This is a genomic window from Enterobacter cloacae complex sp. IR5418, assembly GCF_049238105.1.
Lineage (GTDB): Bacteria > Pseudomonadota > Gammaproteobacteria > Enterobacterales > Enterobacteriaceae > Enterobacter > Enterobacter hormaechei.
In genome coordinates, this window is sequence record NZ_JBMKHS010000009.1 from 44,611 (window position 1) to 67,556 (window position 22,946).

Annotated in this window: 21 protein-coding genes; 11 read left to right on the top strand and 10 right to left on the bottom strand. The window is 55.0% G+C overall.

Features of this window, described 5'->3' with window-relative positions; genetic code table 11:
* Position 1: 1 nt before the first annotated feature.
* Both rfaF and rfaD read right to left on the bottom strand, forming a co-directional pair.
* Positions 2-1,048, bottom strand: a complete 1,047-nt coding sequence (rfaF, locus tag ACOTX7_RS09480; RefSeq protein ID WP_221256742.1) for an ADP-heptose--LPS heptosyltransferase RfaF — start codon at positions 1,046-1,048, stop codon at positions 2-4.
* Between the two features lie 2 nt (positions 1,049-1,050).
* Complete coding sequence (gene rfaD / locus ACOTX7_RS09485; protein WP_041911658.1) at positions 1,051-1,983, bottom strand: ADP-glyceromanno-heptose 6-epimerase; 933 nt, start codon at positions 1,981-1,983, stop codon at positions 1,051-1,053.
* Between the two features lie 215 nt (positions 1,984-2,198).
* Between rfaD and kbl the strand changes: the two genes are divergently transcribed.
* The 3 genes from kbl to ACOTX7_RS09500 all read left to right on the top strand — a co-directional run bounded on the left by kbl (position 2,199) and on the right by ACOTX7_RS09500 (position 6,183).
* Entirely contained in the window at positions 2,199-3,395 is a 1,197-nt protein-coding gene (kbl, locus tag ACOTX7_RS09490) for a glycine C-acetyltransferase (RefSeq protein ID WP_221256743.1), read from the top strand.
* A 9-nt stretch (positions 3,396-3,404) separates the two neighbouring features.
* Positions 3,405-4,430, top strand: a complete 1,026-nt coding sequence (gene tdh, locus ACOTX7_RS09495; RefSeq protein ID WP_213827047.1) for an L-threonine 3-dehydrogenase — start codon at positions 3,405-3,407, stop codon at positions 4,428-4,430.
* Between the two features lie 172 nt (positions 4,431-4,602).
* On the top strand, positions 4,603-6,183 hold the full coding sequence (locus tag ACOTX7_RS09500) for a phosphoethanolamine transferase (protein ID WP_221813390.1): 1,581 nt from the start codon (positions 4,603-4,605) through the stop codon (positions 6,181-6,183).
* Positions 6,184-6,280: 97 nt separating this feature from the next.
* On the opposite strand, the gene ACOTX7_RS09505 is transcribed toward ACOTX7_RS09500, so the two are convergent.
* From ACOTX7_RS09505 to gpmM, 5 genes are read right to left on the bottom strand one after another with little or no spacing between them, the layout of a single operon-like run.
* Positions 6,281-7,195 (bottom strand): hypothetical protein, encoded by a 915-nt coding sequence (locus tag ACOTX7_RS09505; RefSeq protein ID WP_047354987.1) that lies wholly within the window; start codon positions 7,193-7,195, stop codon positions 6,281-6,283.
* 15 nt (positions 7,196-7,210) lie between these two features.
* Entirely contained in the window at positions 7,211-8,416 is a 1,206-nt protein-coding gene (locus ACOTX7_RS09510; RefSeq protein WP_006812402.1) for a glycosyltransferase, read from the bottom strand.
* 20 nt (positions 8,417-8,436) lie between these two features.
* Complete coding sequence (locus tag ACOTX7_RS09515; protein ID WP_221813392.1) at positions 8,437-9,387, bottom strand: divergent polysaccharide deacetylase family protein; 951 nt, start codon at positions 9,385-9,387, stop codon at positions 8,437-8,439.
* Between the two features lie 3 nt (positions 9,388-9,390).
* Positions 9,391-10,650, bottom strand: a complete 1,260-nt coding sequence (gene envC, locus ACOTX7_RS09520; protein ID WP_313771847.1) for a murein hydrolase activator EnvC — start codon at positions 10,648-10,650, stop codon at positions 9,391-9,393.
* Between the two features lie 33 nt (positions 10,651-10,683).
* Complete coding sequence (gpmM, locus tag ACOTX7_RS09525) at positions 10,684-12,228, bottom strand: 2,3-bisphosphoglycerate-independent phosphoglycerate mutase (protein WP_221256746.1); 1,545 nt, start codon at positions 12,226-12,228, stop codon at positions 10,684-10,686.
* A 248-nt stretch (positions 12,229-12,476) separates the two neighbouring features.
* On the opposite strand from gpmM, the gene ACOTX7_RS09530 reads away from it, so the two are divergent.
* The 5 genes from ACOTX7_RS09530 (at position 12,477) to cysE (ending at position 15,585) form a co-directional block, all read left to right on the top strand.
* The gene (locus ACOTX7_RS09530; RefSeq protein WP_003860840.1) at positions 12,477-12,908 is read left to right on the top strand and encodes a rhodanese-like domain-containing protein; all 432 of its coding nucleotides are present in this window, start codon (positions 12,477-12,479) and stop codon (positions 12,906-12,908) included.
* 11 nt (positions 12,909-12,919) lie between these two features.
* Positions 12,920-13,171, top strand: coding sequence for a glutaredoxin 3 (grxC, locus tag ACOTX7_RS09535; protein ID WP_003860837.1), 252 nt, complete (start codon positions 12,920-12,922; stop codon positions 13,169-13,171).
* 30 nt (positions 13,172-13,201) lie between these two features.
* Positions 13,202-13,669 carry a protein-export chaperone SecB gene (secB, locus tag ACOTX7_RS09540; RefSeq protein WP_003860835.1) on the top strand — a complete coding sequence of 156 codons (468 nt, stop codon included), beginning with the start codon at positions 13,202-13,204 and terminating at the stop codon, positions 13,667-13,669.
* Positions 13,669-14,688, top strand: coding sequence for an NAD(P)H-dependent glycerol-3-phosphate dehydrogenase (gpsA, locus tag ACOTX7_RS09545; protein WP_006812398.1), 1,020 nt, complete (start codon positions 13,669-13,671; stop codon positions 14,686-14,688). Before secB ends, gpsA begins: the two co-directional genes overlap by 1 nt.
* Before the next feature lie 75 nt (positions 14,689-14,763).
* Entirely contained in the window at positions 14,764-15,585 is an 822-nt protein-coding gene (gene cysE, locus ACOTX7_RS09550; RefSeq protein WP_047355038.1) for a serine O-acetyltransferase, read from the top strand.
* Positions 15,586-15,639: 54 nt separating this feature from the next.
* Here the strand turns inward: cysE and ppiC are convergent, their stop codons facing one another.
* Positions 15,640-15,921, bottom strand: a complete 282-nt coding sequence (gene ppiC, locus ACOTX7_RS09555; protein ID WP_006812396.1) for a peptidylprolyl isomerase PpiC — start codon at positions 15,919-15,921, stop codon at positions 15,640-15,642.
* Between the two features lie 85 nt (positions 15,922-16,006).
* Here ppiC and rep point away from each other — a divergent pair, with 85 nt between their 5' ends.
* The gene (gene rep, locus ACOTX7_RS09560) at positions 16,007-18,031 is read left to right on the top strand and encodes a DNA helicase Rep (RefSeq protein WP_003860830.1); all 2,025 of its coding nucleotides are present in this window, start codon (positions 16,007-16,009) and stop codon (positions 18,029-18,031) included.
* Positions 18,032-18,082: 51 nt separating this feature from the next.
* Here the strand turns inward: rep and gppA are convergent, their stop codons facing one another.
* Positions 18,083-19,567 (bottom strand): guanosine-5'-triphosphate,3'-diphosphate diphosphatase, encoded by a 1,485-nt coding sequence (gene gppA / locus ACOTX7_RS09565; protein ID WP_006812394.1) that lies wholly within the window; start codon positions 19,565-19,567, stop codon positions 18,083-18,085.
* Between the two features lie 6 nt (positions 19,568-19,573).
* Positions 19,574-20,842 carry an ATP-dependent RNA helicase RhlB gene (rhlB, locus tag ACOTX7_RS09570; protein WP_006812393.1) on the bottom strand — a complete coding sequence of 423 codons (1,269 nt, stop codon included), beginning with the start codon at positions 20,840-20,842 and terminating at the stop codon, positions 19,574-19,576.
* Positions 20,843-20,986: 144 nt separating this feature from the next.
* Here rhlB and trxA point away from each other — a divergent pair, with 144 nt between their 5' ends.
* On the top strand, positions 20,987-21,316 hold the full coding sequence (gene trxA, locus ACOTX7_RS09575) for a thioredoxin TrxA (RefSeq protein WP_006812392.1): 330 nt from the start codon (positions 20,987-20,989) through the stop codon (positions 21,314-21,316).
* Positions 21,317-21,657: 341 nt separating this feature from the next.
* Entirely contained in the window at positions 21,658-22,917 is a 1,260-nt protein-coding gene (gene rho / locus ACOTX7_RS09580) for a transcription termination factor Rho (protein ID WP_001054528.1), read from the top strand.
* Positions 22,918-22,946: the final 29 nt, after the last annotated feature.

The following is a 22,946-nucleotide window of genomic DNA, read 5'->3' on the forward strand; positions in this document are numbered from 1 at the left end:
GTTATCCTTCTTCGCTCAACAGCAGTGCGTTGAGTTCGTCGAGAACACGCTGCGGGGTAATGTCGATCAGGCTCTGATGATAGCCTTCTGCGGCGTCGCCTTTACGTACCTTGTGATAGCCGGTGATCAAACGGATAACGCGCGCTTTGTGCGACAGCGGCGGCGTGAAGTCCGGGCTGCTCGGGCCATACAGCGCGACCAGCGGACGGTCCAGCGCGGCAGCGACGTGCATTAAACCGGAGTCGTTCGTTACCACGGCTTTACAGGCAGTAATCAGGATAACCGCCTGTTCGAGCTGCGTTTCCCCGGCCAGATTGCGGCACCATGCCTGTTGCTCGTTGCTCAGCGTGGCGAGAATTTCGTTGCCCGCCTCATGATCCTTCGCCGAGCCAAACAGCACAATCTGATAGCCTTCGTCGATCAACTGCTTCGCCAGCTCTGCGTAGTGATAGTGCGGCCAGCGTTTTGCCGGGCCAAACTCCGCGCCAGGACAGAAACCAATCATTGGCCGTTCAGACGAAATGCCAAATGCGTTGCAGGTGTGGGATTTCTCCCCGTCGCTGACCTGAAGCTGTGGCCACAGCAGCGGCTGCGGCAGATCTTTCGCGCTGCGCATCACGCCTTTGTCGTAGGCCAGCGCCACGTAGCGCTCCACCATTAGTGGCCAGGCCGCTTTATCCAGCACCCGCGCGTCGTTCAGCAGGCCGTAGCGCATTTCACCGCGCCAGCCGGTACGGTGTGGGATGCCCGCAAAGAAAGGCACGAGGGCGGATTTGAAGGAGTTAGGGAGCACGTACGCGCGGTCATAGCGCTTCTCGCGCAGGCTATGGCCGAGTTTACGGCGCTCACCGATTTCCAGCGCCCCGTGGCCGAGCGGCATCGGGATCGCCTCGTTCACTTCCGGCATACGCGATAACAGCGGACGGCACCATGCGGGTGCCATCACGTCGATTATCGCCTGGGGATAACGCGCCTTGAGCGTGCGATAGAGACTTTGCGACATCATCATGTCGCCCACCCATGACGGGCCGATCACCAGAATCTTCATACTTATGCGTCGCGGTTCAGCCAGGCCATGTATTCCGTTACGCCTTCGGCAACGGTCTTGAACGGCTTGTCGTAGCCTGCGGCGCGCAGGTTAGTCAGGTCCGCCTGCGTGAACGCCTGGTAGCGGCCTTTCAGCTTATCCGGGAACGGAATGTACTCAATGCTGCCTTTCTTATGGTACGCCAGCGTCGCGTCTGCTACCGCCTGGAAAGATTCTGCGCGGCCGGTGCCCAGGTTGAAGATGCCGGACACGCCGTTTTCCAGGAACCACAGGTTGACGGCTGCCACGTCGCCTACGTAGACGAAGTCGCGCTTGAAGCCGTCGCTGCCTTCAAACAGTTTCGGACTTTCGCCGTTATTGAGCTGGGTGTTCAGGTGGAACGCCACGCTCGCCATGCTGCCTTTGTGGCCTTCGCGCGGCCCGTAGACGTTGAAGTAGCGGAAGCCGACAATCTGTGAATTCGCTTCTGGCAGGATCTGACGCACGTATTCATCAAACAGGAATTTGGAGTAGCCGTAAACGTTCAGCGGCTGCTCATATTCGCGAGATTCGATGAAGTCAGAGGTACGGCCGCCATAGGTTGCCGCAGAGGAGGCGTACAGGAACGGGATTTCACGCTCCAGGCAGTAGTGCAGGATCTCTTTAGAGTACTGATAGTTGTTGTCCATCATGTACTTGCCGTCCCACTCGGTGGTGGAAGAGCACGCACCTTCGTGGAAGATGGCTTCGATCTCGCCGAACTCTTCACCCGCCATAATCTGGATAAGGAAGTCTTCTTTATCCATGTAGTCAGCGATGTTCAGATCCACCAGGTTAACGAACTTGGTGCCGTCTTTCAGGTTGTCCACCACCAGGATGTCGGTGATGCCTTTGTCATTGAGGGCCTTGATAATGTTGCTGCCGATAAAGCCCGCGCCGCCGGTAACGATGATCATAACTGTAACCTTTGAAGTGTGGAGCCCGGGGACAATCCCGGACGCTAATATTCATATCATATCATTAGTATGGCGACCCTTCAGCCATTCACCGATATGCAGCAGGGTTACACGTGATTTATGCTGCAAAAACGAGAAGAGATACTGCGTCATCTCGTCATGAACTATAGGTTTGGGTAATATGTGCCGAAATTTGCCGAGTCTGGAGAATTGCAATGCGTGGTGATTTTTACAAACAGTTAAACAGCGACCTCGACACCGCACGTGCGGAAGGGTTGTTCAAAGAAGAGCGTATTATCACGTCTGCCCAGCAGGCGGACATCACCGTTGCCGACGGCAGCCATGTGATCAACTTTTGCGCGAACAACTACTTAGGTCTTGCGAATCACCCTGAGCTGATTGCCGCTGCGAAAAACGGCATGGACACCCACGGTTTCGGCATGGCCTCCGTACGTTTTATCTGCGGTACGCAGGACAGCCACAAGCAGCTTGAGCAAAAGCTGGCGAGCTTCCTGGGAATGGAAGACGCGATTCTGTACTCCTCCTGCTTCGACGCCAACGGCGGTCTGTTTGAGACCCTGCTCGGCGCAGAAGATGCGATTATCTCCGACGCCCTGAACCACGCCTCCATCATCGACGGCGTACGCCTGTGCAAAGCGAAGCGTTTCCGCTACGCCAACAACGACATGGTTGAGCTGGAAGCCCGTCTGAAAGAGGCCCGTGAAGCCGGTGCCCGCCACGTATTGATCGCCACCGACGGCGTGTTCTCCATGGACGGCGTGATCGCCAACCTGAAGGGCGTATGCGATCTGGCGGATAAATACGACGCGCTGGTGATGGTGGATGACTCTCACGCGGTCGGTTTTGTCGGCGAAAATGGTCGTGGCTCCCACGAATACTGCGACGTAATGGGCCGCGTGGATATCATCACCGGTACGCTGGGCAAAGCGCTCGGCGGCGCGTCCGGCGGCTATACCGCTGCGCGCAAAGAGGTGGTCGAGTGGCTGCGTCAGCGCTCCCGTCCGTATCTGTTCTCCAACTCCCTGGCGCCGGCGATTGTGGCCGCCTCCATTAAAGTGCTGGAGATGGTGGAGTCCGGTGCTGAGCTGCGCGACCGCCTGTGGGCTAACGCCCGCCTGTTCCGTGAAAAAATGAGTGCCGCAGGGTTCACCCTGGCCGGTGCTGACCACGCGATCATTCCGGTGATGCTGGGCGACGCGGTTGTCGCGCAGAAATTTGCTCGTGAGCTTCAGAGAGAAGGGATTTACGTGACCGGGTTCTTCTTCCCGGTAGTACCAAAAGGTCAGGCGCGTATCCGCACCCAGATGTCTGCGGCGCATTCGCCTGAACAAATTGAGCGTGCGGTGGAAGCCTTTACCCGCATCGGCAAACAGCTGGGCGTAATTGCCTGAGGACGTGTGATGAAAGCGTTATCCAAACTGAAAGCGGAAGAAGGGATTTGGATGACCGACGTGCCGGAGCCGGAAGTCGGTCATAACGATCTGCTGATCAAAATTCGTAAAACCGCCATCTGCGGTACTGACGTTCACATCTACAACTGGGACCAGTGGTCGCAGAAAACCATTCCGGTGCCGATGGTTGTCGGCCACGAATACGTTGGCGAAGTGGTCGGTATCGGCCAGGAAGTGAAAGGCTTTAGCATTGGCGATCGCGTCTCCGGCGAAGGCCATATTACCTGCGGTCACTGCCGTAACTGCCGCGGTGGGCGTACGCACCTGTGCCGTAACACCGTTGGCGTGGGCGTAAACCGTCCGGGCTGCTTCGCAGAGTACCTGGTGATCCCGGCGTTTAACGCCTTCAAAATCCCGGACAATATCTCTGACGATCTGGCCTCCATCTTCGACCCGTTCGGCAATGCGGTACACACCGCGCTCTCCTTCGACCTGGTGGGTGAAGACGTGCTGGTCTCCGGCGCAGGCCCAATCGGCATTATGGCGGCAGCCGTAGCGAAGCACGTGGGGGCGCGCAACGTCGTGATCACCGACGTGAACGAATACCGTCTGTCGCTGGCGCGTAAGATGGGCGTCACCCGCGCGGTGGATGTCTCGAAAGAGAGCCTGACCGACGTGATGGAAGAGCTGGGCATGACCGAGGGCTTTGACGTGGGTCTGGAGATGTCCGGCGCGCCACCGGCGTTCCGCACCATGCTCGACACCATGAACCACGGTGGCCGTATCGCGATGCTGGGTATTCCGCCGTCAGATATGTCCATCGACTGGAACAAAGTTATCTTCAAGGGGCTGTTCATCAAGGGCATCTATGGCCGCGAGATGTTCGAAACCTGGTACAAGATGGCAGCGCTGATCCAGTCCGGCCTGGATCTGTCCCCGATTATTACCCACCGTTTCTCCATCGATGAGTTCCAGCAGGGCTTCGACGCAATGCGTTCCGGCCAGTCAGGGAAAGTGATCCTGAGCTGGAATTAAACCTTCGCGCTGGCATCTTTTTACGGGTGTCAGCGTTTTTTATCTGTTTGACATGCAAAAAGTTACTTGTTAAATTCCGGCGAAATTTTCCCTATATTGCCTTTTCCGCACGCGTTCATTCTTGTAATCAATATTACGTCAGGAAGACGTTAGCCCGGCTAATCAGGTTATTATGTCCATACTGGATTCACGGAAGTTGGTTGAGAAACATTCCAGATTCACCGCTTTTATTACTGTATTTATCTCTCTGTCTATTATTGTTGGCGTGAATATTATACATGCAAAATATAATGCGGTAATTAACCGGGCGCTGGTTTTTTCGCTAATACTGCTGACATTAAAGAGTATCGGCAATAAATTAATAAGGAATGTGCTGGCAGTTATTATATTAATCCCGATCGCGATAGATATTACTTTACAGTTATACGCATGGAATAATTACAACTCTGCTTTTAGTTATGGATTTGCGCAAAGTGTACTCAATACGACGCCGGGTGAAGCCACTTCCATGCTTGGCTTGTATTGGCGCGATTGCCTGATTTTTATCGCCCTCTCCATATTATTCATTTATACCGTTAATACCGGGATGTGGTCTGTTGCGCCGCGTTTTCGGCGCTGGCCCGCTATTGCGCTTGCTGTCACGCTGCTGGCTTTTTATGGTCAGGCTTTACAGCATCAACTCAGGAAAAGCAATGTTGAAAGTCTGGCACAGCGTGTGGTTTACGCAACGCCCATCAGTACGTCAAAAGTCTTCATGCAAGCCATTGAAGATAACGCGATAGTTGCCAGCATTGGAAACAACATTCCTGAGTATGAAATCACATTATCCGATACCGGCATCGACAATTATGTGCTGATCATCGGGGAGGCCGGGCGTACAGCAAGTATGGGGATCTATGGTTATCATCGGGATACCACTCCGGAACTACAGAAGCAAAAGTCGCAGCTTTTACTTTTTCGTAATGCTGTGGCGCCTGCTCCGGTAACGATTATGTCCGTACCGCTAGCCATGACCGCGAACACTGTAAACACGCGTGATCCGCATAAATATGGGGATAACATCATCAATATTGCGAATAAAGCGGGCTATGAAACTTACTGGTTTAGTCGTCAGGGCAAAGGAGGGGCTCATAACAACGTCATTACCGGGATTGCGCTGAATACGAAACAGCAAAAATGGATTGAGGGTGGCTATGACGAAGATCTCCTGCCGCTGTTACAGAATGCGCTAAAAACGTCGGGCAAAAAAATGATCGTTCTGCATTTGTACGGCAGTCATGAACCTTCCTGCCAACGTTTCCCGGCCACACACGCGGTATTACGCGGCGATAATGAAGCCGATGACTGTTATGACAACTCGATACGATATACAGATACGCTAATAGGCAAGGTGTTTAGCCTGTTGGAAAATTCACGCTCTTCCGTTTTATATTTTTCCGATCATGGTCTGATTCGCGATACGAAGCGTGCTGTTGCGTATTCCCACGGTAACGTTAATCCTCCACGAGAGACGCTGCATATCCCGGTGTTTATCTGGTATGCCCACCAGGTTGATTCCGATAAGAAGTACATTGCGGATTACAATACTGTCTGGTCTGCTGAGGATATTAATACGCTGGCTGAGCTCTGGCTTGGGATCCATCGTCAGGGAGAGCCTGTCCAGTCGGTACAATCATGGCTTGCTCATTATAATAAGAACGTTACTGTGCTGGACACGACCGGCAAGATCCATGACTGGCGTAATATTCATTAATACTGGAGCGATAAACATTTTTTAGCAGGTATGCTCGCCTGCTTTATCATTACGAAAATAGCTGGTCACCTTACGTGACCAGCATTAGAACCATGATTTACTGATTCTTTTTCTCTTCGTCCGTCAGGTAACGCACTTTGCGGGTGTAATCCTGACCTTTGAACAGCAGCTTATTATCCGCTGATTCAAGATACTTCTGCCATTCTGACAGAGGGAAACCGCCGTGCGCGCCAATCACCTCTTTCGGCACAACGGCTTCCTGACCGCCGATCTTCTTGGAGACCGGCCAGTTCATCCAGTCGCCCAGGTTAACCGTTTTTAGATCCAGCATGTCCAGCAGCGCAGCGAGCGGCAGCTGATCGGTCGGCGGCTGCGTATCGTCCATCAGCTCCCAGGTATCCTGGAACAGCGTCAGCCACAGCGGGCAGATACGGCGCCAGGTCTTTTTGGTCGCCGCAAGAAACGCGCCGTTAACGTGATCGACCAGATACGGGCGCACCGTTTCTTTGTAATACGCCGGTACTTTCTCCGCTGGCGCGCCGTCCAGCTTGGCAATCATTTTGCCCTGACGGAAGCTGGAGTAGATGTGCATATCCGCCATGTTGATCTCTGGCATTTTAAGCAGGTTGAGATCGGAGTCGATCATCAGCACACCTTCACCGCGCGCCTGCAACGGAGCGTTAAGCTTCACCAGACGACTAAGGTAGATCTGCTTATAGCGATAATTCTCTTCGCGTACAGGAAGGGTGAGCGTGACCACGCGGGTTTTTGGCGGTAGCTCGCCGAAAGCGGATTCAGGCTGATCGCTGACGATAACAATCTCGCTGACGTCGGTGGCATAACGCTCTGCAAAGGTCGCAGACAATAACGCCTCTTCGACGAAATCCGCCCCTGTACACGGGATCACAATGGAATCAACCGCAACGAGATCGCGCGTGGCCGGAAGGGAAGCGTACGGAATGTTATGTCGCCCGGTGATGTGGCGGTAGCGAGCATTCAGAAATTTAAACATGTTCTTCTCGTTTGGTTATTGCGCGCCAAGAACGGCCTCGACACCGTTAACATAGCTTTCAATGGCATACACGTTGCAGACATTCTGATGCGCAGCCGCGGCGAGCCGGGCACGCAGAGCAGGATCCTGCCAGATATTATCCAGATGTTGAGCAAGTTGCGACACATCGCTCCAGGGGAATAACAGCCCGGTCGACTCGTGGTCGATCAATTCTGCCGTGCCGGTCACTTTTGAACCAATGACGGGGATGTTCAGCAGCATCGCTTCCAGTACGACGCGGGGCAGGCCTTCGCTCTGCGAGGCCAGAATAAACGCGTCAAAGGTGGCGAGATAGTCAAAAGGCGTATTCTGGAAACCGGTAAAAATTACGTGTTCAGCAATACCCAGCGCGTCAGCCTGTGCCGCCAGTGCGCCGCGTTCAGCCCCTTCACCGACCAGCACCATCTTCCATTTTGCCTGCGGGTGCCTCTGGCTGAACTGGGCCAGCGCCTCCAGCGTGTGGTGGTTGGCCTTGCGAGGAATTAACGAACCAATGCTGCCGAACACAAACGTGTCGTCATCAATGTGCAGTCGCTGGCGCATCGCGCGGCGGTCGGGCAAAGGCTGGTGGATGTCGATGGCATTGTTGACCGTGGTACACAGCTCTGGCCGGACGCCATGCTGAAGGAGCACGCGCTCAACGCCGTGCGAGACAGCGATGATTTTTGTGGCATGGGCATTCACCAGCTTCACCAGCGGCGGGGTCAGCACCGGTTCAATGCGGCAGTGCTGGATGATCCGCGCATGCAGGTTTGCGCCCGCCAGATAACCCTCTTCGTTAGAGCCTGGCTGGTTGTTCATGTACAGCGTATCGAAACCACCTTCTCTGAAAATGGTCTCGATCTTGCTGACGTTGGGGCGAATGCGCCACAGCGAATCAATATGGCGCGTAAACGCTTTCCGGGCGCTGCGCGAGAAAAACAGCAGGCTGCGACCCAGCTCTTTGGCAATTTTCGCCCATGCGGGCTGCTTATGCTGAGGAATGACAATTAAGGGGATGCCAATGCCGTTCAACACCTGGCCGATGGTTTGTCCTTCCGCCCGGCTATAGTCCCTGTAAAAACAACAGGTAATATCGAACTTCTCGCGGTTAATGCGCTTCAGAAGTTCGAGCATGCTGTTGGTACCTCCTCCCCACTCTTTACCGGTATCGAGGAGCAGAATTTTGTGTCGTTGCGGCATCTTTCTACCTTAATCGCCTGTCACTGGGATTGGCTCGCTGCTGATTTCTTTCCCCAGCCCTGCCACTGATGCTGGAAGTATTGCACCAGTGTACTCTGGCTTACGCTTTCGCTGATAACCGTAAAGAAGCGGGTTGCATGTACCGGTTCAGGTGGCTGTTTCAGCGTACAGTTCTTCACGCCGCGGAATGGATTACGCGGCTGCGTTGCCGGTGGTTGCGCGTTACCCGGACGAGACGTATCTACCTGAGGCTCATTGAGCAGATCGCTCGGACGTACCAGCGTGATATCGGCGGGTAAGCCCGGCAACATTTGCTGCAAAACGCGAACGGTAGACGGATGCGGGTGCCCGATGGCAATCGCCGAACCATTACGGCGCGCCAGCTGTACCGCGCGGTTGAACTGCACGCGGATATCCGCTTCGTTCTGGGAGTCGTCCAGGAAGACTTTGCGCTTGATGACTTTCACACCCGTCCCCTGAGCGGCACGCATCGCCTGGCTGTTGCCGATGGTCATGCTGTCGAGGAAATAGAGATTGTAACGCTCCAGCGCCTGCATCACTTTCAGCATACCGTACAGGCTGGAGGTCATCGCGCTGCCCATATGGTTATTCAGCCCCACGGCATACGGCACTTTATTGTACGCATCGCGGATAATGCGATCGATCTCGTCGCTGCTCATGTCCGGGCGCAGGGTATCTTTTTCCAGCGGCTGCTTGCTGAGGGGGGCCATCGGCAGATGGATGAGGACCTGATGGCCGCTATTGTGAGCTTTGGTCGCCATTTCATGCGCATGAGGCGCATTAGGCAGGACGGCGACAGAGATGGCTGACGGCATCGCCAGCACCTGATTTTCATAGTGTGGTCGATAACCGAAGTCATCAATCACAATCGCGAGTTTGCCTGCATAAACCGGTGCAGCCAGCGCCATTGCGCTGACCACGGAAAAAACAATTCGACGAAATTGAAGCAAAACTTATCTTCCCAACCACGGCTGTGGATTGACCGCCTGACCCTGACGACGAATTTCGAAATAGAGTGACGGGCGGCCCTGACCGCCACTGCTGCCCACAAGGGCAATGGGTTGACCCGCGCGCACCTGAGTGCCGACGCTGACCAGCGCGCTCTGGTTGTAGCCGTAGAGACTCATGTCGCCTTTACCGTGTTCAACCACCACTACAAGCCCGTACCCCTGTAGCCAGTCGGCCAGGATCACGCGGCCATCGGCGATGGCTTTCACTTCGCTACCTTCAGACGCACCGATCACGATCCCCTTCCAACGTAGCTCACCCTGCAACTGTTCGCCATAGCGATGCAGGATCGTACCGCGAACGGGCCAGTAAGCCTGACCACGTGGGGAGCCGAGGCCGCCGGTACGTGACATCAGGGAACGTTCATTTTCAGTCGGTTTGTAGGTGGTGCCTTTCCGGGAAGCTTCCTGCTGCTTATTACGCACCGCCTGCGCTTCGCGCGCTTCTTTTTCGGCGCGCGCTTTGGCCGTGGCTTCTGCCCGGGCAATGCTGTTTCGCAGTCTGGATTCGTTGGCGCGCATTTCGCTCAGCTGGCTTTGTCCTGCCTGGATAGAGGACTCCAGCCCGGCGAGCGTCTTCTTACGCTCATTGCGCGCCTGCTCAAGCTTCTCCTGCTGCGCCTGCTGATCGTAGAGCAGCGTTTGCTGCTGGCTCTGTTTCTCTTCCAGCGCGGCTTTTTGCGTGGTGACTTCTTCGCGCGTCTGTTTCAGCTGCGCAATGGTCTCCTGGCGGGCCTGGTTAAGATAGCCAAAATAGGCCTGCAAACGCTGACCACGCTGGCTCTCTTCCCCGCTGAGGATCAGCTGAAGCCCGGTGTGCTCGCCCTGGCGGAAAGCGGCATCAAGCTGTGCCGCGAGGTTGCGCTCCTGGGCGTCGCGCTGACGCTCCAGTTTCGCAATCGATGCGTTCATTTCATCGATTTGCTTATTGAGCTGGGCAAGGGTGTTTTGGGTTTCACGCAGCTTCCGCGCAGCGGCGGAGATGGCCTCTTCCTGCTTTTTAAGCTGGGCGAGCAGGGTGGCGCGCTGCTGTTGCTGCTGACGTACCGCACGCTCTTTGGCGGCGATATCGGCCTGAATGGATTTAAGCTGATCGCGGTCATCCGCGTGGGCGGATGCGGCGCACAGCAATACGCCAGCGCTGAGTGCGCTGGCGTAAAACAGAGGTCTGACTGATAGCCGAAGCGGCTTCACGACCCATGTGATTGAAAAAATCGCCTTTCCCCTCATGGGGAGCGATTATTCCACGATGAACAGCGGCTTACCAGTCATCTCTTCAGGGATCGGCATGCCCATCAGCGACAACATGGTTGGCGCGATGTCGGAAAGCTTGCCACCTTCCACTGCTTTCACTGATTTATCACCCACATAAATCAGTGGAACGGGCAGGTTGGTATGAGCGGTATGCGCTTGACCGGTTGCCGGGTCACGCATCTGTTCTGCGTTACCGTGGTCGGCGGTGATCAGCAGCTGGCCGCCCACGGATTCAACCGCTTTCGCGACCTGCTCTACGCAGTGGTCCAGCGCTTCAACCGCTTTAACGGCTGCTTCCATCACGCCGGTGTGACCCACCATGTCGCCATTCGGGTAGTTACAGATGATGGTGTCATATTTACCGCTTTCGATCGCGGCCACCAGTTTTTCGGTCAGCTCCGCAGAGCTCATTTCTGGCTGGAGATCGTAAGTGGCGACTTTCGGTGAGTTAATCAGGATGCGGTCTTCGCCTTTGAACGGATCTTCTACGCCACCGTTAAAGAAGAAGGTCACGTGCGCATACTTTTCAGTTTCGGAGATGCGCAGCTGGGTTTTATCGTTTTTCGCCATCCACTCGCCGAAGGTATTTTCCAGGGAAGCGGGTGGATAAGCGCATGGCGCGTTGATATCCGCTGCATATTCGGTCAACTGGATGAAATCGATCTTCACTACTTTTTTACGGGCGAAACCGTCGAAATCGCTGTTAACGAAGGCGCGGGTGATTTCGCGCGCGCGGTCAGCACGGAAGTTCATGAAGATCAGCGCATCGCCATCTTCCATGGCGGCATCGGCCTGGCCTTCAGCGCGGACCACGCTTGCTTTCACGAATTCATCGTTTTCATCGCGCGCGTATGCCGCTTCCAGGGCTTCAACGGCGGTCGCGAACTGGAACTCACCTTTTGCCAGGGTCAGCAGATCATAGGCTTGCTCAACGCGGTCCCAGCGGTTGTCGCGGTCCATGGCATAGTAACGGCCAATAATGGAGGCCACGCGGCCTTTGCCCAGTGCGGCAAATTTGTTTTCAAACGCTTCCAGAGAACCTTTTGCGCTGCGTGGTGGCGTATCGCGACCATCCAGGAAGGCGTGCAGATAGATTTTTTCCGCACCGCGCTCAGCGGCCAGTTCGACCATCGCCATGATGTGATCTTCGTGGCTGTGAACGCCGCCCGCAGAGAGCAGGCCCATAATGTGAACGGCCTTGCCTGCGGCAACGGCTTTATCAACCGCTCCGGTGAGCGTTGGGTTGGCAAAGAATGTACGTTCTTTGATTTCAACGTCCAGGCGCGTCAGGTCCTGATAAACGATACGGCCCGCGCCCAGGTTAACGTGACCCACTTCAGAGTTGCCCATCTGACGATCCGGCAGACCCACTTCCAGGCCAGAGGCATCAATCAGGGTGTGGGGACGTTTTGCCCATAGCGCATCCATCACCGGGGTTTTGGCGTTGAAAATGGCGTTATCCTGTTGATCTTCACGGTAGCCATAGCCATCCAGAATCACCAGTACCATAGGTTTTTTAGAAACCGACATTGCGACAACCTCATGCTCAAGAGACAAAAAATTTGCGTAATTTTACTACAGCTGAATCGATAAAATAGCCGCAGAAGATCAAAGAAAGCGCGGGGGCAAGGCAGTTCTCAGGCTATTTTGAGGCTTTTTTTACGTGGCATGCCGCAGAAAATAGATTAGCTTTATGTCGCTGGCTGTATTTGCCACAGCGCACAGGTATACTCCTGTCCTGGTTTTTTTAATCACTTAGTCGGGAGTTGTTACCCCCCATGCAAGAAATTATGCAATTCGTTAGCCGCCACCCGGTTCTGAGCATCGCGTGGATTGGCCTGCTGGTCGCTGTGCTGTTCACCACATTTAAGGGACTGACGTCTAAAATTAAGGTGATCACCCGCGGTGAAGCGACACGTCTGATCAACAAAGAGGACGCCGTGGTTGTCGATCTGCGTCAGCGCGACGATTTCCGCAAGGGCCATATTGCAGGTGCTATCAACCTGCTGCCCGCGGAAATCAAAGCGAACAACATTGGTGAGCTGGAGAAGCATAAAGCCCAGCCGATTATTGTTGTTGACGGCACTGGCATGCAGGCGCAGGAATCTGCCAACGCACTGCATAAAGCAGGCTTTGAAAACGTAACGGTGCTGAAAGAAGGCATCTCCGGCTGGAGCGGGGAGAATCTTCCTTTAGTGCGCGGTAAATAAGGAGTTAAGTGATGGCCAATATTGAGATCTACACCAAAGCAACGTGCCCGTTCTGCCACCGAGCGAAAGCGCTGCTGTCCAGCAAAGGCGTAACGTTCAAGGAACTGCCGATCGATGGTGACGCGATTAAACGCGAAGAGATGATCCAACGCAGTGGTCGCACAACGGTTCCACAGATTTTTATTGATGCGCAGCACATTGGCGGCTGTGATGACTTGTATGCGCTCGACGCCCGTGGTGGACTCGATCCGCTGCTGAGCTAGAGACTTAGGACAATTAAAAAGGGTTTTTCCATGTCAGAACAAAACAACACCGAGATGACTTTCCAGATCCAGCGCATCTACACCAAAGATGTCTCTTTCGAAGCGCCAAATGCGCCGCACGTTTTCCAGAAAGACTGGCAGCCAGAGGTTAAACTTGATCTGGATACCGCATCCACCCAGCTGGCGGATGACGTGTATGAAGTCGTACTGCGTGTCACCGTGACCGCTTCTCTGGGCGAAGAAACTGCATTCCTGTGCGAAGTCCAGCAGGGCGGCATCTTCTCCATCGGCGGCATCGAAGGCAACCAGATGGCGCATTGCCTGGGTGCATACTGCCCGAACATCCTGTTCCCGTATGCGCGTGAATGCATCACCAGCCTGGTTTCTCGCGGTACATTCCCGCAACTGAACCTTGCGCCAGTAAACTTTGATGCGCTGTTCATGAACTATTTACAGCAGCAGGCTGGCGAAGGTGCCGAACAACATCAGGATGCCTGATGAGCACTGTTAATGCGTCAATGACTGTGATCGGTGCCGGCTCATACGGCACCGCTCTTGCCATCACGCTGGCAAGAAATGGTCACGACGTGGTCCTGTGGGGCCACGATCCCAAACATATCGCGACGTTGCAACACGACCGCTGCAACGTGGCGTTTCTCCCGGACGTTCCGTTCCCTGACTCGCTGTATCTGGAAAGCGACCTCGCGACCGCGCTGGCGGCCAGCCGCAATATTCTGATTGTGGTGCCGAGCCATGTGTTTGGCGAAGTTCTGCGTCAGATCAAGCCGCTGATGCGTGCGGATGCGCGTATTGTGTGGGCGACGAAGGGGCTGGAAGCGGAAACCGGACGCCTGTTGCAGGACGTTGCCCGCGAAGCGCTGGGAACGGCGATCCCGCTGGCGGTGATCTCCGGGCCGACCTTTGCCAAAGAGCTGGCGGCGGGCTTGCCGACGGCAATCTCGCTGGCGTCCACCGACCAGGCATTTTCCGACGACCTTCAGCAACTGCTGCACTGTGGCAAAAGCTTCCGCGTGTACAGCAATCCTGATTTTATCGGCGTGCAGCTGGGCGGTGCGGTGAAGAACGTCATTGCCATCGGGGCCGGGATGTCTGACGGCATCGGTTTTGGTGCGAATGCGCGTACTGCGCTGATCACCCGTGGACTGACCGAAATGTCCCGCCTGGGCGAAGCGCTGGGTGCCGATCCGGCCACCTTTATGGGAATGGCTGGGCTGGGCGACCTGGTGCTGACCTGCACCGACAACCAGTCGCGTAACCGCCGCTTTGGCATGATGCTCGGACAGGGCAGCGATGTAAAAAGCGCGCAGGAGAAGATTGGTCAGGTGGTTGAAGGCTATCGCAATACCAAAGAAGTTCGCGAATTGGCGCACCGTTTCGGTGTCGAAATGCCAATAACCGAGGAAATTTATCAGGTATTGTATTGCGGAAAAAATGCGCGCGAGGCAGCATTGACCTTATTAGGTCGTGCGCGCAAGGACGAGCGCAGCAGCAATTAGCCGGGAAGTATCGTCACCTGAATGACCCAGCCAGCGCAGAACTGGCTGGTCATTAACTATCGTCTGGAGCAAGCAATGCCGTGTGAAGAACTGGATATCGTCTGGAATAATATTAAAGCCGAAGCCCGAGCGTTGGCCGACTGTGAGCCTATGCTGGCCAGTTTCTATCACGCGACGCTACTCAAGCACGAAAATCTCGGCAGCGCCCTGAGCTACATGCTCGCCAATAAACTGGCTTCCCCTATCATGCCTGCTATCGCCATTCGCGAAGTGGTAGAAGAGGCCTACGCCGCCGATCCGGAAATGATTGCGTCTGCCGCCTGCGACATTCAGGCCGTACGCACCCGTGACCCGGCGGTGGATAAATACTCCACGCCGCTGCTGTATCTCAAAGGTTTCCACGCTTTACAGGCGTACCGCATCGGCCACTGGTTATGGAATGAGGGACGCCGCGCGCTGGCCATCTTCCTGCAAAATCAGGTTTCCGTGTCCTTTCAGGTCGATATTCACCCGGCGGCGAAAATTGGCCGCGGGATCATGCTCGATCACGCCACCGGCATTGTCGTCGGTGAAACGGCGGTGATTGAAGATGATGTGTCGATCCTGCAATCCGTTACGCTGGGCGGTACCGGTAAAACCAGCGGCGATCGCCATCCGAAAATTCGTGAAGGGGTGATGATTGGCGCAGGCGCTAAAATCCTTGGCAATATTGAAGTTGGCCGCGGCGCGAAGATTGGCGCGGGGTCGGTTGTCCTCCAGCCAGTACCGCCGCACACCACCGCCGCTGGCGTCCCGGCGCGCATCGTCGGTAAGCCAGACAGCGATAAACCGTCGATGGATATGGATCAGCACTTCAACGGTATTCATCACACCTTCGAATACGGCGACGGCATCTGATTGCTGGTCCACTGAAATAAAAAAGCCCGGTGAGTCAATGCACCGGGCTTTTGATTAGTTGCGGTATAACACTTTGATAATGTGATAACCGAACTGCGTATGCAGTGGGCCGGTTGGCTCCAGCACCGGGCAGGAGAAGACCACTTTATCAAACGCCGGGACCATCTGGCCCTGGCGGAACTCGCCTAAGTCACCGCCGCGTTTGCCTGACGGGCAAATCGAGTGTTTCTTCGCCAGTTTGCCGAAGTCGGCGCCGTTTTTAATCTGTTCGAGCAGATCCTGTGCCAGTTTCTCTTCTTTAACAAGGATATGCAGTGCTGCTGCTGTTTTTGCCATGATCGTGCCTTGAGTCGACTAGTTTACGATCGGTATACTACCACGCGTTTTTCCTCCTCTCCCGACTTTCATTGAGTGATCATTTATGCGTTTAAACCCCGGACAACAACAAGCTGTCGAATTCGTCACCGGACCCTGCCTGGTGCTGGCGGGAGCGGGATCCGGTAAAACACGCGTGATCACCAATAAAATCGCTCACTTAATTCGGGGTTGTGGATACCAGGCACGCCATATCGCGGCGGTCACCTTTACCAACAAAGCGGCGCGTGAGATGAAAGAGCGCGTCGGCCAGACGCTGGGCCGTAAAGAGGCGCGCGGGCTGATGATCTCCACCTTCCACACGCTGGGCCTGGATATCATCAAGCGCGAATACGCGGCGCTGGGCATGAAGTCCAACTTTTCTCTCTTCGATGACACCGATCAGGTGGCGCTGCTTAAAGAGCTGACGGAAGGGCTGATTGAAGATGACAAGGTGCTGCTGCAACAGCTGATCTCGACGATCTCGAACTGGAAAAACGATCTGATGACGCCAGCCCAGGCAGCGGCAAGTGCCAAAGGCGAGCGCGATCGCATCTTTGCTCATTGCTACGGTCTGTACGACGCGCATATGAAAGCCTGCAACGTCCTGGATTTCGACGATCTGATCCTGCTGCCGACGCTGCTGCTTCAGCGGAATGAAGAGGTACGCGAGCGCTGGCAGAACAAAATTCGCTACCTGCTGGTGGATGAATACCAGGATACCAACACTAGCCAGTACGAGCTGGTGAAGCTGCTGGTAGGGCAGCGTGCGCGCTTTACCGTCGTAGGCGATGACGATCAGTCGATTTACTCCTGGCGTGGCGCACGTCCGCAAAACCTGGTGCTGCTGAGCAAAGATTTCCCGGCGTTGCAGGTCATTAAACTGGAGCAGAACTACCGTTCTTCCGGGCGTATCCTGAAGGCGGCGAACATCCTGATTGCCAATAACCCACACGTCTTTGAGAAGCGTCTGTTCTCTGAACTGGGTTACGGTACCGAACTGAAAGTGCTTAGCGCCAACAACGAAGAGCACGAAGCGGAGCGCGTAACGGGTGAGCTGATTGCCCATCACTTCGTCAACAAAACCGAATACAAGGATTACGCGATCCTCTACCGCGGTAACCACCAGTCGCGCGTCTTTGAAAAGATGCTGATGCAGAACCGCATTCCCTACAAAATCTCCGGCGGTACGTCGTTCTTTTCGCGTCCGGAAATTAAGGATCTGCTGGCCTATCTGCGCGTGCTGACCAACCCGGATGACGACAGCGCGTTTCTGCGCATTGTGAACACGCCGAAACGTGAGATTGGCTCTGCAACGCTGCAAAAGCTGGGCGAGTGGGCGATGACCCGCAACAAAAGCCTGTTCACTGCCAGCTTCGATATGGGGCTGAGCCAGACCCTGACCGGGCGCGGTTATGAGGCCTTAACCCGCTTCACCCACTGGCTGGGTGAAGTGCAGCGTCTGGCTGAGCGCGAGCCCGTGGCGGCAGTGCGCGATCTGATCCACGGCATTGACTACGAATCCTGGCTCTATGAAACCTCTGCCAGCCCGAAAGCGGCAGAGATGCGCATGAAAAACGTTAACCAGCTTTTCAGCTGGATGACCGAAATGCTTGAAGGTTCTGAGATTGACGAGCCAATGACCCTGACGCAGGTCGTCACCCGCTTCACGCTGCGCGATATGATGGAGCGCGGCGAAAGCGAAGAAGAAGCCGATCAGGTCCAGCTGATGACGCTGCATGCCTCGAAAGGGCTGGAGTTCCCCTATGTCTATCTGGTGGGGATGGAAGAGGGCTTATTGCCGCACCAGAGCAGCATCGATGAAGATAACGTCGATGAAGAGCGCCGTCTTGCCTACGTGGGGATCACCCGTGCGCAGAAAGAGCTGACGTTCACGCTGTGCAAAGAGCGCCGTCAGTACGGCGAGCTGGTGCGCCCGGAGCCGAGCCGTTTCCTGCTGGAGTTGCCTCAGGACGATCTTATCTGGGAGCAGGAGCGTAAAGTCATTACCGCTGAAGAGCGCATGCACAAAGGGCAGGCAAACGTGGCAAACATTCGCGCGATGCTGGCAAAGGCCAAAGAGAAGGGATAACGATTTGTAGGCCGGGTAAGGCGAAGCCGCCACCCGGCACGCTTCAAAGGGTCACTTCACCTCAAGTGCCCAGTGCACATAGCTCTGCCACTGGAACTCCTGCTCAACCAGTTCTGCGCCAAGCGGATGATTTTCAAGCCAGTTTTCCGGCAACGTCAGCGTCAGTTTCTCATCGTCTGCCACCAGCGTAATGGCTGGCAGCAAATCATCACGGCGGCGGCTGGCAAACAGGATCGCCAGGCGAAGCAGACGACACAGATGCTCCGCCACGCGCGGCGGCACAGCGTTCTGCTGGTGGAGTGAAGAGAGATCGACGGCGTTGGTCTGATTCAGCAGCAGGGTGGCAAGCAGCTTCTTCTGTGCGGGCGTATAGCCGGGTAAATCGAGATTTCGTACCAGCCAGGCCGCGTGCAGCGGTGCCTGCTTGTACTCCACGCTGAGGCCAATTTCATGTAGCGCACAGGCGCTTAGCAGCAGATCGCGGCTTAACGGTTCAATATCCCAGCTTTTTTTCACCTGATCGGCAAACAGTGAGGCGAGTTGACTCACTCTGTGTGCCTGGTCGGTATCAACAATAAAGCGGCGCTGAACGTTACGCAGCGTACGGCTACGAATGTCCTGATCGACCGACTGGTGCAGCATTCCATAAACCAGACCTTCACGCAGCGCACCGCCTGCCAGGGTCATACACTGGATATTCAGCTCGGTGAAAATGGCGATCAGAATGGCCAGCCCACTAGGGAAAACCAGCGCGCGTTCGAGCGTCAGGCCTTCTATTTCCAGTTCTTCCAGACGACCACACTGAATGGCGCGCTGTTTGAGCTGCTGGAGTTTGGCAAGCGTGATCCGCTCGTCCATCCCCTGCGCCATCATGATCTCCTGCAACGCCTGAACGGTGCCGGACGCCCCGACGCACACTTTCCAGCCGTGATAGCGCAGTTCATCCATGACCGGGCGCAGAACCTCACGTGCCGCGTTTTCCGCCTCGTCAAAATTCTCTTTGGCGAGGTTTCGATCGGTAAAGTAACGTTCCAGCCAGGTCACACAACCCATCGACAGGCTGAAGAGCGATGTCGCCTGCGCGCCTGTGCCTGTGACCAGCTCGGTACTGGCGCCACCAATGTCCACCACCAGACGGCGATCGTCGCCGCCGGTTGTGTGCGCCACGCCCTGATAAATCAGACGCGCTTCTTCTTCACCGCTGATGACCTGCACCGGACAGCCCAGAATTTCCTGCGCTTTGGCAATGAAATCGCCAGCGTTAACCGCCAGACGAAGGGTCGCCGTGGCAACAACGCGAATTTGACTGAGCGGGATATCCTGCAAACGTTCTGCAAACAGGCGCAGACACTGCCAGCCACGTTCCATGGCTTCAGGAGAGAGGTGATTGTCGCTGCTCAGGCCCGCCGCGAGGCGGACCTTGCGCTTAATGCGCGTCAGCGTTTGTATGCTTCCCGCCACCTCGCGCACAACCAGCATATGAAAACTGTTCGAACCGAGATCAATTGCCGCATAAAGCGAGGTGGAGCTGAGCATATTTTCTTAACCTGAACGACGACGATTACGCGGTGCACCGCCTGAACGACGCGGGCCATTGCCGGAGCGTGGACGGGTGAGGCGCTTAGGTGGCGGCAGCTCGCTTAACAGCGCGTCCGGATTGTATTTGCTCTGCGGAATAGAGTGACCGATGTAGGTCTCAATAGCCGGAAGGTTCAGCGCATACTCTTCACATGCAAGGCTGATGGAGTGACCGCTTGCGCCAGCACGACCGGTACGACCAATACGGTGTACATAGTCTTCACAGTCATCTGGCAGGTCATAGTTAAAGACGTGCGTCACGGCTGGAATATGCAGGCCACGGGCCGCCACGTCGGTCGCGACCAGAATATCGAGGTCGCCACGAGTAAATTCGTCGAGAATACGCAGGCGTTTTTTCTGCGCCACGTCGCCGGTCAGCAGGCCCACACGGTGACCATCTGCCGCCAGGTGACCCCAGATATCTTCACAGCGGTGTTTGGTGTTCGCGAAGATGATGGCGCGATCCGGCCACTCCTCTTCGATCAGGGTTTGCAGCAGGCGCATTTTCTCTTCATTTGAAGGATAGAAAAGCTCTTCTTTAATGCGGTGCCCGGTTTTCTGCTCCGGTTCCACTTCCACATATTCGGCGTTGTTCATCTGTTCGAACGCCAGTTCGCGAACGCGATAAGAAAGGGTTGCGGAGAACAGCATATTCAGACGCTGGTTTGCCGCAGGCATACGGCGGAACAGCCAGCGGATGTCTTTAATGAAGCCCAGATCGTACATGCGGTCTGCTTCATCCAGCACCACGACCTGGATTGCGCCGAGGTTGATATGGTTCTGTTTGGCGTAGTCGATAAGACGGCCGGTGGTCCCAATCAGGATATCCACGCCGCTTTCCAGCACTTTCAGCTGTTTATCGTAGCCGTCGCCGCCATAGGCCAGGCCAAGTTTCAGGCCGGTGGCCTGCGCCAGGGGCTCAGCGTCTGCGTGGATCTGTACCGCCAGTTCTCGCGTCGGGGCCATAATTAGCGCGCGCGGCTGGTTAACTTTGCGGTCTGCAATCGCTGGGTGAGAAAGTAAATAATGAAACGTTGACGTTAAAAACGCCATCGTTTTGCCAGTACCGGTTTGCGCCTGCCCTGCAACATCGCGACCGGCCAGCGTCAGCGGCAGGGCGAGAGCCTGAATGGGCGTGCAGTTATGAAACCCTTTAGTTTCAAGGGCTTCGATCACCTTTGGGTGCAGGGCGAAGTCGGAAAACTTCTGTTCTGTTAAATGTGTTTTGCTCATAGTGTGGTAGAATATCAGCTTACTATTGCTTTACGAAAGCGTATCCGGTGAAATAAAGTCAACCTTTAGTTGGTTAATGCGACATCAACACGTCGTTGGTGGAGACAAAACCAACGTACCAGGCTTATTCCTGTGGAGTTATATATGAGCGATAAAATTATTCACCTGACTGACGACAGTTTTGACACGGACGTACTTAAAGCTGACGGGCTGATCCTCGTTGATTTCTGGGCTGAATGGTGTGGTCCTTGCAAAATGATCGCTCCGATTCTGGATGAAATCGCTGACGAATATCAGGGCAAACTGACCGTTGCCAAGCTGAACATCGACCAGAACCCGGGCACCGCGCCAAAATACGGTATCCGTGGCATCCCGACCCTGTTGCTGTTCAAGAACGGTGACGTGGCGGCGACCAAAGTGGGCGCACTGTCCAAAGGTCAACTGAAAGAGTTCCTGGACGCTAACCTGGCGTAAGGTTTCTCAGCTGAGCGTCCAGAGCGCCTAATTAATGGTGAACTCTGGACGCCCGGCTTTAGTCGTGCTAAGTTAGCTATGACTACGTTTTAAACATATCTTGTTGTTTGAATCTTGTTTTACCCGATACTTCCCGTTGTTAACTTAAACAGTGCGTGAAGTTGCTAGATTCCGGGCTTGTCACTCAATCCGTCTTGTCGTTTCAGTTCTGCGTTCTTTCCCTGTGACCAGACAGCGAACAGACATGAGGTGATGGCCGCTAAACAGGCATGGATGACCCTGCCATACCATTCACAACATTAAGTTCGAGAATCACCCCGAGTTTAAGAACCCACACCATTATGAATCTTACCGAATTAAAGAATACGCCGGTTTCTGAGCTGATCACTCTCGGCGAAAATATGGGACTGGAAAACCAGGCTCGTATGCGCAAGCAGGACATCATTTTCGCCATCCTGAAGCAGCACGCTAAGAGTGGCGAAGATATCTTTGGCGACGGTGTGCTGGAGATACTGCAAGACGGATTTGGTTTCCTCCGCTCCGCAGACAGCTCCTACCTCGCCGGCCCTGACGACATCTACGTATCCCCTAGCCAAATCCGCCGTTTCAACCTCCGCACTGGTGACACCATTTCAGGTAAGATTCGTCCTCCAAAAGAGGGTGAACGCTACTTTGCGCTGTTGAAGGTTAACGAAGTTAACTACGACAAACCGGAAAACTCCCGCAATAAGATCCTGTTCGAGAACTTAACGCCGCTGCACGCGAACTCTCGCCTGCGCATGGAGCGTGGTAATGGGTCTACTGAAGACTTAACCGCTCGTGTGCTGGACCTGGCATCGCCAATTGGTCGTGGTCAGCGTGGTCTGATTGTGGCGCCGCCAAAAGCGGGTAAAACCATGCTGCTGCAAAACATTGCGCAGAGCATTGCTTACAACCATCCAGACTGTGTGCTGATGGTGCTGCTGATTGACGAACGTCCGGAAGAAGTGACCGAGATGCAGCGTCTGGTGAAAGGTGAAGTGGTTGCGTCTACCTTTGACGAACCGGCATCTCGCCACGTTCAGGTTGCGGAAATGGTTATCGAGAAGGCGAAACGCCTGGTTGAGCACAAGAAAGACGTGATCATCCTGCTCGACTCCATTACCCGTCTGGCGCGTGCCTACAACACCGTGGTGCCAGCTTCCGGTAAAGTACTGACCGGTGGTGTGGATGCCAACGCCCTGCATCGTCCGAAGCGTTTCTTCGGTGCGGCGCGTAACGTGGAAGAGGGCGGTAGCCTGACCATCATCGCGACGGCGCTGATCGATACCGGCTCCAAAATGGACGAAGTTATCTACGAAGAGTTTAAAGGGACAGGCAACATGGAACTGCACCTTTCTCGTAAGATCGCAGAAAAACGCGTCTTCCCGGCGATCGACTATAACCGTTCCGGTACCCGTAAAGAAGAGCTGCTTACCACTCAGGAAGAGCTTCAGAAAATGTGGATCCTGCGCAAAATCATCCATCCAATGGGCGAAATCGACGCAATGGAATTCCTCATTAACAAACTGGCGATGACCAAAACGAACGACGATTTCTTCGACATGATGAAACGCTCGTAACGCAAATAATCCCAGTCAACGCCACGTTT

What these genes read in the sequence shown, in the direction of transcription:
- grxC (WP_003860837.1), top strand. Translation starts at nt 12,920, where the DNA reads ATGGCCAATATTGAGATCTACACCAAAGCAACGTGCCCGTTCTGCCAC.
- gpsA (WP_006812398.1), top strand. Translation starts at nt 13,669, where the DNA reads ATGAGCACTGTTAATGCGTCAATGACTGTGATCGGTGCCGGCTCATAC.
- rfaF (WP_221256742.1), bottom strand. Translation starts at nt 1,048, where the DNA reads ATGAAGATTCTGGTGATCGGCCCGTCATGGGTGGGCGACATGATGATG.
- gpmM (WP_221256746.1), bottom strand. Translation starts at nt 12,228, where the DNA reads ATGTCGGTTTCTAAAAAACCTATGGTACTGGTGATTCTGGATGGCTAT.
- rho (WP_001054528.1), top strand. Translation starts at nt 21,658, where the DNA reads ATGAATCTTACCGAATTAAAGAATACGCCGGTTTCTGAGCTGATCACT.
- ppiC (WP_006812396.1), bottom strand. Translation starts at nt 15,921, where the DNA reads ATGGCAAAAACAGCAGCAGCACTGCATATCCTTGTTAAAGAAGAGAAA.
- trxA (WP_006812392.1), top strand. Translation starts at nt 20,987, where the DNA reads ATGAGCGATAAAATTATTCACCTGACTGACGACAGTTTTGACACGGAC.
- cysE (WP_047355038.1), top strand. Translation starts at nt 14,764, where the DNA reads ATGCCGTGTGAAGAACTGGATATCGTCTGGAATAATATTAAAGCCGAA.
- ACOTX7_RS09510 (WP_006812402.1), bottom strand. Translation starts at nt 8,416, where the DNA reads ATGCCGCAACGACACAAAATTCTGCTCCTCGATACCGGTAAAGAGTGG.
- ACOTX7_RS09530 (WP_003860840.1), top strand. Translation starts at nt 12,477, where the DNA reads ATGCAAGAAATTATGCAATTCGTTAGCCGCCACCCGGTTCTGAGCATC.
- tdh (WP_213827047.1), top strand. Translation starts at nt 3,405, where the DNA reads ATGAAAGCGTTATCCAAACTGAAAGCGGAAGAAGGGATTTGGATGACC.
- rhlB (WP_006812393.1), bottom strand. Translation starts at nt 20,842, where the DNA reads ATGAGCAAAACACATTTAACAGAACAGAAGTTTTCCGACTTCGCCCTG.
- rfaD (WP_041911658.1), bottom strand. Translation starts at nt 1,983, where the DNA reads ATGATCATCGTTACCGGCGGCGCGGGCTTTATCGGCAGCAACATTATC.
- secB (WP_003860835.1), top strand. Translation starts at nt 13,202, where the DNA reads ATGTCAGAACAAAACAACACCGAGATGACTTTCCAGATCCAGCGCATC.
- ACOTX7_RS09505 (WP_047354987.1), bottom strand. Translation starts at nt 7,195, where the DNA reads ATGTTTAAATTTCTGAATGCTCGCTACCGCCACATCACCGGGCGACAT.
- kbl (WP_221256743.1), top strand. Translation starts at nt 2,199, where the DNA reads ATGCGTGGTGATTTTTACAAACAGTTAAACAGCGACCTCGACACCGCA.
- ACOTX7_RS09500 (WP_221813390.1), top strand. Translation starts at nt 4,603, where the DNA reads ATGTCCATACTGGATTCACGGAAGTTGGTTGAGAAACATTCCAGATTC.
- rep (WP_003860830.1), top strand. Translation starts at nt 16,007, where the DNA reads ATGCGTTTAAACCCCGGACAACAACAAGCTGTCGAATTCGTCACCGGA.
- gppA (WP_006812394.1), bottom strand. Translation starts at nt 19,567, where the DNA reads ATGCTCAGCTCCACCTCGCTTTATGCGGCAATTGATCTCGGTTCGAAC.